Below are 10,266 nucleotides of genomic sequence, written 5' to 3' on the forward strand. Positions count from 1 at the left end.
ATGACGACTTCTGACGTACTGCGATCGGGGGCGACGTCGTCGGGATCGGTCACGACCGTGTTGACCGAGCCGCGCGTGCGGCCCGTCCAGCAGTGGTGGGCGCTGTCCGGCCGCGGGATCTCGAAGGTGTTCCGGGGCGGCGAGGTGATCTTCGCGTTCGTGTCCCCGGCCTTCCTGGCGATCTGCTTCTACCTGCCGCTGCGCAGCATCGTCGAGGTCACCCCCGGGATCAACTACGGACAGTTCCTGATGCCGATCATCGTGCTGCAGTCGGTGAACTTCGCCGCGTCCTCGGCGGCGATGCGTGCGGCCTTCGACGGCGAGCAGGGGATCAACACCCGGTTCCGGGTGATGCCCATGTCGCCGGTGATCCCGATGCTGGCACGGACCGCGACCAATGGTGTCCTGCTGGTGATCTCGCTCGTCTGTGCGGCGGTGGCCTGCTTGATCATCGAGTGGCGTCCGGGCGGGGGGCTGTGGGGCACCGTCGGGCTCTTCGGTCTGGCGTTCTTGATCGGCGCCCTGTTCTCGTGGGCCGCCGACGGCCTGGGACTCGTGGCCGGCAGTCCGGAGGCCACCAGCCAGGCGCTGGCGCTCCCGACGCTGATCCTGGGCATGATGTCCACGGGATTCGTTCCGCTGCAGCAGTTCCCGGAGTGGATTCAGCCGTTCGTCCGGAATCAACCCATCTCGCAGTTCGCCGACTCGATGCGCGCCCTCGACGCCGGGACCGCCACGTGGCAACAGTTGCAGCCGTCGTTGTGGTGGTGCGCCGGCCTGGCCGCGACGGCGCTGCTCCTGCTCGCGGTCAGTACGCGGAAGGCACGCTGATGAGCACCGCGGACCTGGCCTCGACGACCGCCGGGGAACCGAACACCCAGCGGCATTTCTTGACGACCGCGGCCACCGACGTGCCGCGGGAGTCGTCGTTCCGGGCGTGGTGGCGCCAGAGTCTCCCGCTTGCCGGCCGGCAGATCGTGGTGTTCGTCCGCGACGTCCCGACACTGATGCAGGCGCTGCTCTTCCCGGCGCTGAGCATGATCATGTTCAAGGTCGTGCTCGGCGACGCCATCGGGTCGGCGACCGGCCAGAACAGCGCCTACGGCACGGTTCCGCTGGTGATCCTCGTCGGGGCGATGTTCGGTTCGATCGCCTCGGCGACCCGGTTGAACGGGGAACGGGCCACGGGTCTGCTCGCCAGGTTGTACGTCCTGCCGATTCATCGGGCGGCCGACCTCACCTCGCGGGTGATGTCCGAGCTGGTCCGCATCCTCGTGACGACGCTCATCCTGCTCGCCGCCGGTCACCTGATCGGTTTCCGGTTCACCCAGGGGTTCGGTTCGGCGATCGGGCTGGTGTTGGTGGCCCTGGCGTATGGCGCCGCCTTCGCCACCCTGACCCTGGCGCTCGCGGTCAGCGCCCGACCGGGTGCGCCGATCGTGCCGTACCTCGGACTGGCGTCGAGTCTGCTGATGTTCTTCAACTCCGGTTTCTCGCCGATCAGTGCTTATCCCACCTGGCTGCAACCGGTCGTCGCGAATCAACCGATGACACCGGCCATCGAAGCGATGCGGGCACTGGCCGTGGGTGGTCCTCTCGCCGAGAACCTGGTGAAAGTCGCGGTTTGGACCGTGGTGATTCTGGTCATTTCCATTTATCCAGCTCTTCGCGGCTATCGAAAAGCCGCAAGGGACCGATGATCGCGAACCGATCCAGTGGCGTCCGGGTAACGAATGACACTCGGTATGGCTTCAGCCCCGCCGACGGGGATTGCCCCACCATCGGCCTAGCACTCATTCACGCTGGTCAGTGGCCTATGGGCCGAGTGCGACGCCCGTCGGGTGCGGTCGTCTCGCCGAGCTCGGACACGCCGCGGCGGGTAACAAGGAAGGTGGCGTCGGCGATGGCATTCTCAGAGGCTGGCCCCGCATCCCGGTTTCATGAGACCCCCTCGCGTGAAATAGCATGGAGATTCTGTGTCGGCGTCCGATGTGGAGGGTCTGAACGATTACCAACGGCAGTGTCGTGAGGTCTAATCGACTGCAGGACTAGCGAGGGAGAGTTCAGAGGACGTGGCAATCGCCGATTACCGTGCGGGTACGCCGGGTGACGTGGACGAGACCATCGAGGTCCTCCCGCTCACCGCGGCGCAGCGCGGCATGTGGTTCGCCGAATCGCTGTCGTCCGAATACTCGGTCAACATCGCCCAGTACGTGGACATCCGCCACGCGCCGGGCGGACTGGACATCGACCTCTTCGCCCGGTGTTGTGAAGAGGTCGGCAAACTCGTCGAGTCGCCGTTCGTCCGTCTCACCGAGATCGACGGCATCCCCATGCAGTACGTCGATGTGGACTTCGACCAGACCGTCGACATCCTCGACTTCCGTTCCGAGGCCGACCCGGTCGCCGCGGCGATGGCCTGGATGCAGGCCGAGTACCGCCAGCCGGTGGATCTCCTGACCGACCAGTTCATCATCGTCTCGATCCTGTTGATCTCCGACGACCGTACGTTCTGGTACAACCGCGCCCACCACATCATCATCGACGGCTACGCCGCGTTGTCGATCATCCGGCGCACGGTCGACCGCTACAACGCTCTCCGCCGAGGGGACGAGCCGCGCGACAAGCCGCCGGCCACCATGGCCGACATCGTCGCCTATGAGGAGGCGTATCAGGGCAGCACTCGGCGGGAAACCGACCGAGCGCACTGGCTCGACCGCGTCGCGGACCTGCCGGAGCGGGTGACGCTGTCGAAGGTCGGCACCACCGGTTCGCTGTCGTTCGACAATGTCGTGGCCGGTGCGGCTCTGGACCCGGACCGGCAACGCCGGTACGAGGCCCTCGCCGGTGAGCTGAACAGTTCGCTGGCCGTCCTGATGACCTCGGCGTTCGGCGCGTTCCTGGCGCGCATGAGCAATCACGACGACATCGTCCTCAGCCTCCCGGTCACCGGCCGGGCCACCGCCAAGATCAAGATCTCCGGTGGCATGGTGTCCAACATCCTGCCGATCCGGTTGCGTGAGGTGGCCTCGAAGTCGGTGCGGGAGCTGATCCAGACCGCGCAGCTCGAACTGACCGGCGCACTGCGGCACCAGCGCTACCGGTCCGACGACATCCGGCGTGACGCCGGTCTCGACCAGAGTTCGGTCTCGTTCGGACCCACCATCAACATGGTGTTCTTCGATGAGCAGGTCGCCATCGACGGCACCGAGATGGAGTACCGGATCCTGACCTCGGGCATCCTCGAGGACCTGCTGATCAACCTGTACCAGTCGAGCCCCGGCGCACCGCTCGTCGTGGACCTGCACGGCAACCCGCACCTGTACACACCGGCCGAACTCGACGCACTGCACCAGCGATTCCTGACGTTCCTGGACCGGTTCCTGTCGGTGGAGGCACTCGACATCCCCGTCGCCGACGTCGGCCTGCTCGTGGACACGGATCGCCGGCTGCTCGAGGCACTTCCACAGCCGCAACCGCGGGAGAACACGCCGACTCTCGTCGAGATGTTCGACGAGGTCGCGACCGCCCATCGCCACCGGGGCGCGGTCTCCGACGCCGACGGCACGACCCTCAGTTACGCCGAACTCGCGAGCCGCTCGGACGCGATGGCACGATCGTTGCACGCTCGCGGTATCGGAGCAGGCGACCTGGTCGGCGTCGCAACGGCGCGCGACACGAGTCTCGTCGTCGTGATGCTCGCCGTGCTGAAGGCGGGGGCGGGATACCTGCCACTCGACACCGGCAATCCGGAAGAACGCCTGCGCTACATCGTCGACGACGCCGCCCCGGCGTGTGTGATCGTCTCCGACGGCGATCGGCCCGGGTGGGCGGGGGAGTGCGAGGTCGTCGAGGCCGGACAGCTGCTCGACGAGGCGGGGACTCCTGAAGTCGCCGCGCTCCCGGTGCCGCGGGGCCCTGCGACACCTGAGGCTACGGCCTACGTCATCTACACCTCCGGGTCGACGGGGGCGCCCAAGGGTGTCGAGATCGTGCATCGGAACGTCGCCACGTTGCTCGACGCGGCGTCCGCCGACTTCGAGTTCACGCCCGAGGACGTGTGGTCGGTCTTCCACTCCTACGCCTTCGACTTCTCCGTGTGGGAGATCTTCGGCCCGCTGCTGACCGGCGGTCGTGCGGTCATCGTGGACCGGATGGTCGCCCGCGCGCCCGCCGAGTTCCTGCAGTTGCTCGCCGACGAGCAGATCACCGTGGCGTCCCTGACGCCTTCGGCGTTCAGCATCGTGGCCGACGTCCGGCGCCGGACCGGAACGCCGTTGGCGTTGCGCTACATCGTCTTCGGTGGCGAGGAGTTGCGCTTCGACGAGGTGCACAACTGGTACGAGGCGTTCGGTGACGAGATCGAACTCGTCAACATGTACGGCATCACCGAGACGACGGTCCACGTGACCTACCGTCCGCTCGATCCCGATCTGGTGCGCGGTGAGAGTGCGAGCCTCATCGGCCGTCCGTTGAACTCGCTCGGCCTGCGGGTCCTCGACAATCGCCTGCGTCCGGTGCCCGAGGGTGCGGTCGGCGAGATCTACGTCGTCGGTGGACAACTCGCGCGCGGATACCGCAACCGCCGCGGCCTCACGGCGACCCGATTCGTCGCCGACCTGCACGGTACCGGCGAGCGGATGTACCGGTCCGGCGATCTCGGCCGGCGGATCGGTACCGACGTCCAGTATCTGGGGCGCGCCGACACCCAGGTGCAGTTGCGGGGATTCCGGGTGGAATTGGGCGAGGTCGAGACGGCGCTGCGCGCGGTCGACGGCGTCGCCGCGGCCGCTGCGGTCGTCACCGACGCGGCATCGGCCGGCGGGGCGAAACTGGTGGGATACGCGGTCGCCGAAATCGGCTGCGAGCTCGACGAATCCGAGGTCCGCGAGCAGGTCCGCGCCCATGTGCCGGGATATATGGTGCCCGACATCGTCATGCTGATCGACGAGCTGCCCCTCACCGCGAACGGCAAGCTGAACCGGCAGGCGCTGCCCGCGCCGGTGTTCGCGCGTGACGAACGGGTCGCCTACGTCGCGCCGTCGACCCCGCGGGAGCGCGAAGTGGTCGCCATCGTCGAAGAGCTGCTCGACATCGAGCCGATCGGGCTGCAGGACAACATCTTCGCGCTCGGCGCGGACTCGCTCACCGCGGCCCGACTGGCGTCGCGCCTGCGTACCGTCGTCGGGCTCGACATCAAGCTGGCCAACGTCTTCGAGAGCCAGAGCCTCGGCGACATCATCCGGGTCGCGACACCGGTGACCGACGACGCCGCCGCGCGCCGGCCGGAGCTCGTGCCGCAGGCGCGTCCGGACCGGATTCCGTTGGCGTTCAGCCAACGTCGTCTCTGGTTCATCAACCGTCTGGACCCGACCTCGCCGGCCTACAACATCCCGGGGGCGGTGCGGCTCGGCGCCGACGTCGACGCCACCGCGCTGGCCGCGGCGATCGACGACGTCATCGCGCGGCACGAGCCGTTGCGGACGACGTTCCCCGACGAGGACGGGGAGACCTACCAGTTCATCCATTCGGCGCAGGCGGCGGCCGCGGCCCGGTTGTTCGACGTGGTCGATGTGGCACCCGCGGACACCGAACGCAGGCTCGCCGACTTCGCGGTGACCGGTTTCGACCTGAATTACGAATATCCGGTCCGCGCACGACTTTTCCGCTCCGTGGCGCCCGACGGAACGCTCGATCACGTCCTGATCGTCGTCATGCACCACATCGTGGGCGACGGCGCTTCGCTGGGACCGTTGATCACCGACGTCCTGACGGCCTACGCCGCGCGGCTCGCTCACGAGCAGCCCGCATGGCGCCCGCTGCCGGTGCAGTACGCCGACTACGCGTTGTGGCAGCGCGACGTCCTGGGGGAGGCCGCCGACGACACCTCGCTCATGTCGGCGCAGCTCGATTTCTGGCGCGCCGAACTGGCGGGGATGCCCGAGCTCATCTCGCTGCCCACCGATCGGGCTCGGCCCATCAGGCCCTCCGGCGCAGGCGGTTACGTCGACACCCTCCTCGACGCCGACACCGTCGCCCGGTTGCACGCGGTGGCCGCTCAGCACGGGGTGACTGTCTTCGCGATCTTCCACGCTGCGCTCGCCGTGGTGTTGTCGCGTCTCAGCGGCAGCGACGACGTCGCCATCGGGACCGCGATCGCCGGGCGGGACGAGCCGGAACTCGCCGACCTGATCGGCATGTTCGTCAACACGCTGGTGCTGCGCACCCGGGTGCACCCCGACACCGATCTCAACAGTCTGCTGCGCGAGGCCAATCACACTCGCGCGCAGGCCCTCAGCAATGCCGATGTGCCGTTCGAGCAGGTCGTCGACGCGGTGGGTGCGCGTCGCTCCACCTCGCATTCGCCGCTCTTCCAGGTCGAGCTGGTGATGCAGCACGATCAGGTCGAGCGGCTGTTCGAGGACGAGGCCGGCATCAGCCTCATCGACGCGCGGGCACCGTTCGCCAAGTACGACCTCTCGCTCAGTGTCGTCGAGTTCTCCGACGCCGGCGACCACGCCGGTCAGATCTCGGTGGCGTTCGGCTATGCGCGTGATCTGTTCGACGAGAGCACGATCGAACGATTCGCGCGCTACCTCCACGATGTGTTGGGGACGATCGCGGGCTCGCTCGGGCGTGACGATGCCGGACAAGCGCTGCGCGTCGATGATCTCTTCGCGTTCCCCGAGGCCGAGGTGGACACGGTCCGGGGCTGGTCCCGCGGCGCCGCACGGGAACTGTCCGCGCCGGATCTGTCGGCTGCGCTGCTGACCGGATATCGGCGGGATCCCGCCGCGGTGGCGTTGGTCTTCGCGGGCCGCGAGGTCACTTACGGCGAATTCGCGTCTCGTGCAACTGCTCTCGCGCGACAGCTGATCGACGACGGTGTGGGTCCGGATGTCGCGGTGGCCGTGTGCGTCCCGCGCTCGGTGGAACTACTCGTCGCGGTGCACGCCATCGTGCTGGCAGGTGGTCAGTACGTTCCGCTCGACACCGAGGCGCCGGTCGATCGCGCCGACTACATGCTCGAGACCGCCGGTACCCGGCGCGTACTCGTCGGACCAGGGCCCCGCCCCGCCGTGGTCGACGACCTCGCCGACCGCGTCACGGTCACCGTGGTCGACGCCGCGGCCGAGGTCGATCCGGGCGCGGCACCGCTCGCCTCGACCGAGCGTCGCGGGCCGCTCGGTCCGGAGAACGCCGCGTACACGATCTTCACGTCCGGGTCGACCGGACGCCCCAAGGGTGTCGTCGTGTCGCATCGCGCGATCGTCAACCGCCTTGACTGGATGCAGGAGAACTACACGCTCACCCAGCGCGACGTGGTGCTGCAGAAGACGCCGGTGACCTTCGATGTATCGGTGTGGGAATTGTTCTGGCCCTTCATCTCCGGGTCCCGACTGGTGGTCGCCGAGCCCGGCGGACACGGTGATCCGTCGTACCTCGTGGACCTCATACAGAACGCGGACGTGACCACACTGCACTTCGTGCCGTCCATGCTGTCGACCTTCCTCGACGTCGTCGGTGCAGACCGGCTGGCCGAACTGAGCTCGTTGCGTCAGGTGTTCACCTCGGGGGAGGCCCTGACCGCTTCGACCGCGAGTGGCCTGCGCACCGCGCTGCCCGCCGTCGGGTTGCACAACCTGTACGGGCCCACCGAGGCCGCGGTCGACGTCACCGAACACAACGTCCGCGGTTCGGAGACCGTCGTGCCGATCGGGCGGCCGGTGCCCAACACGACGATCCACGTCCTCGACCACCGGCTGCGTCCGCTCCCGGTCGGCGTGCCCGGTGAGATCTATCTCGGTGGCATCCAACTGGCGCGCGGATACGTCTCGCAGGGCCGGCTCACCGCCGAACGCTTCGTGGCCGACCCGTACGGCCCGGCCGGGTCGCGGCTCTACCGCACCGGCGATCTCGGGAAGTGGAGCCCAGCCGGAGAGATCGAGTATCTGGGCCGCAACGACTTCCAGGTCAAGCTCCGGGGTCAGCGCCTCGAGCTCGGCGAGATCGAGTCGGCGCTGATGTCGGTGCCGGGCATCGTCCACACGGCGGTCACGGTCGCCGACCTGGCCGCCGGACAGAGCCTGGTGGCCTACTACTCGCCCGACTCCGTCAGCCCGGCCGAGGCCCAGTCGCATCTGACCGGAACGGTGCCGGAGTTCATGGTGCCGACGATCTGGATGCCGCTGTCGGGCATGCCGCTCAACTCGGCGGGCAAGGTCGATCGAAAAGCGTTGCCCGCGCCCGTGATCGAGACCGCCGAACTCGTGGCGGCGAGCACCGAGACCGAGCGGGTCATCGCCCGGGTGTTCGCCGATGTCCTCGGGGTGGACCAGATCAGTGTGGCCGAGTCGTTCTTCGACCTCGGCGGGAACTCGTTGAGCGCGACCAAGGTCGCCGCCCGGTTGTCGGCCGACCTCGAGGTCGACATCCCCGTCGCCGCGGTGTTCGACGCGCCGTCGGTGCGCGCGATGGCGACGTTCGCCAGCGACCACGGAACTCCCTCGCGCCGGCCACGTCTGGCGGCTCGCACGCACGGGGACCGCGCGCCGCTGTCGGCCGTACAACGCGGCATGTGGTTGATCAACCGGGCCGATCCGGCGTCGCCGGCCTACAACGTCGCGATGGCGCTGCGACTGTCGGGACAGTTGGACACCGACGCCATCGGCGGCGCCATCGAGGACCTCATCGACCGCCACGAGTCGATGCGGACGCGTTATCCGCTGGTCGACAGCGAGCCGATCCAGCTCGTGCTCGACCGGGACGCGGCACTCGAGTTGCTCGAGCGCAGCGTCGTCGACGTCGACGGCGACCCCGTGCCGGTGATCGCGGAGTTCACCGGCCGTGGCTTCGACGTCACGATCGCCCCGCCGCTGCGGATGATGTTGCTGCGGCTCACCGAGACCGAGCACATCCTGGTCTTCGTCGTCCACCACATCACCGCGGACGGCGCCTCGATGCTGCCACTGGCCACCGATGTCATGACCGCCTACTCGGCGAGGGTGGCCGGCCGCCGGCCGGAGTGGCAGCCGCTCGCGGTCCAGTATCTGGACTACACGCTGTGGCAGCAGGAGGCGCTCGCCGTCCCCGGGCCCGACGGGACGACCGAGGCGGACCGACAGCTCGCCTATTGGGCCGACCGGCTCCACAACGCGCCGGCCCGGCTGGAGTTGCCGACCGACCGTCCCCGCCCGCGGACGCCGTCCTTCGTCGGCGAGGAGGTGCGCTTCGACATCGACGGCGGCCTGGTGCACAAGCTCGAGGCGGTCGCTCGCCAGCACAACGCGACACTGTTCATGGTGATGCAGACCGCACTGGTGGTGCTCCTGAGCCGGCTCACCACCCAGCGCGACATCGTGATCGGCACCCCGTTCGCCGGGCGGGGTCAGCCCGAACTCGACGGCGTGGTCGGCATGTTCGTCAACACTCTGGCCCTGCGGTCGCGGCTCCAGGACGAGGAGAAGTTCGCCGAGCTCCTACAGCGGGTTCGCGACGAGGACCTGGCGGACATGGCGAACGCCGAGATCCCGTTCGATACGATCGTGTCATCTGTTCTCTCCTCTCCGCCCACCAGTTACAACCCGATCTATCAGGTGATGTTCGCCTACCAGAACTTCACCATCCCCTCGCTCGACATGGACTCGATGACGATCGCACCGGTATCCGAGCAGTTGACCCCAGCCAAGGTGGATCTCCAGCTCACGTTATTCCCGAACGACTTCGGTGCACCGGCAGCAAAGGACGCTGATTCAATGACGGGCCAGTTGATCTACGCCGCCGACATCTTCACCAAGAACACCGTCGAGAGCTATGCGCAGCGGTACCTGCGAGTACTCGAGGAGGTGTCGGAGAACCCGCAGGTGCTGGTGGGCGACATCGACATCGTCACCGCGGCCGAACAGGCGGCGGCCGGTGACATCGCCGACGCCGAACGCGCCGTCTCGCTCCCGGATCTGGTGGCCCGTGCCACCGCCGCAGAGCCGGATGCGGTGGCGGCCGCACATCAGGATGCCCAGGTAACGTTCGCGGTGCTGTCGTCGATCAGTGATGCGATGGCTGCCGCACTCCCTGACCCGGACTCGGCCCTCACCACCGCGCTGATGAGCTTGTTGCCCGGCCTCGCGGTGTCGGGGCCCGACGCACTCGGTGACGTACTGGGCGAGCTCCGCACCAACGCCCTCCGGGTTCTGGATGGCGCGCCGTGACCGGAGGCGGGTCCCGCGGGAACGAAGCAGTGCAGTCGACCAAAGGAATGACTCAGAC

At 67.9% G+C, this 10,266-nt stretch carries 3 protein-coding genes; all 3 read left to right on the plus strand.

Annotated elements, in window-relative coordinates:
• The 3 genes from ABIC25_RS18555 to ABIC25_RS18565 all read left to right on the plus strand — a co-directional run bounded on the left by ABIC25_RS18555 (window position 1) and on the right by ABIC25_RS18565 (window position 10,208).
• Entirely contained in the window at window positions 1–831 is an 831-nt protein-coding gene (locus tag ABIC25_RS18555) for an ABC transporter permease (RefSeq protein WP_269553747.1), read from the plus strand.
• Window positions 831–1,700 carry an ABC transporter permease gene (locus ABIC25_RS18560; protein ID WP_354562623.1) on the plus strand — a complete coding sequence of 290 codons (870 nt, stop codon included), beginning with the start codon at window positions 831–833 and terminating at the stop codon, window positions 1,698–1,700. Before ABIC25_RS18555 ends, ABIC25_RS18560 begins: the two co-directional genes overlap by 1 nt.
• 372 nt (window positions 1,701–2,072) lie before the next feature.
• Window positions 2,073–10,208 (plus strand): non-ribosomal peptide synthetase, encoded by an 8,136-nt coding sequence (locus ABIC25_RS18565; RefSeq protein ID WP_354562625.1) that lies wholly within the window; start codon window positions 2,073–2,075, stop codon window positions 10,206–10,208.
• Window positions 10,209–10,266: the final 58 nt, after the last annotated feature.

It is taken from the genome of Gordonia sp. PvP123 (assembly GCF_040547295.1).
Lineage (GTDB): Bacteria > Actinomycetota > Actinomycetes > Mycobacteriales > Mycobacteriaceae > Gordonia > Gordonia terrae.

What these genes read in the sequence shown, in the direction of transcription:
- ABIC25_RS18555 (WP_269553747.1), top strand. Translation starts at nt 1, where the DNA reads ATGACGACTTCTGACGTACTGCGATCGGGGGCGACGTCGTCGGGATCG.
- ABIC25_RS18560 (WP_354562623.1), top strand. Translation starts at nt 831, where the DNA reads ATGAGCACCGCGGACCTGGCCTCGACGACCGCCGGGGAACCGAACACC.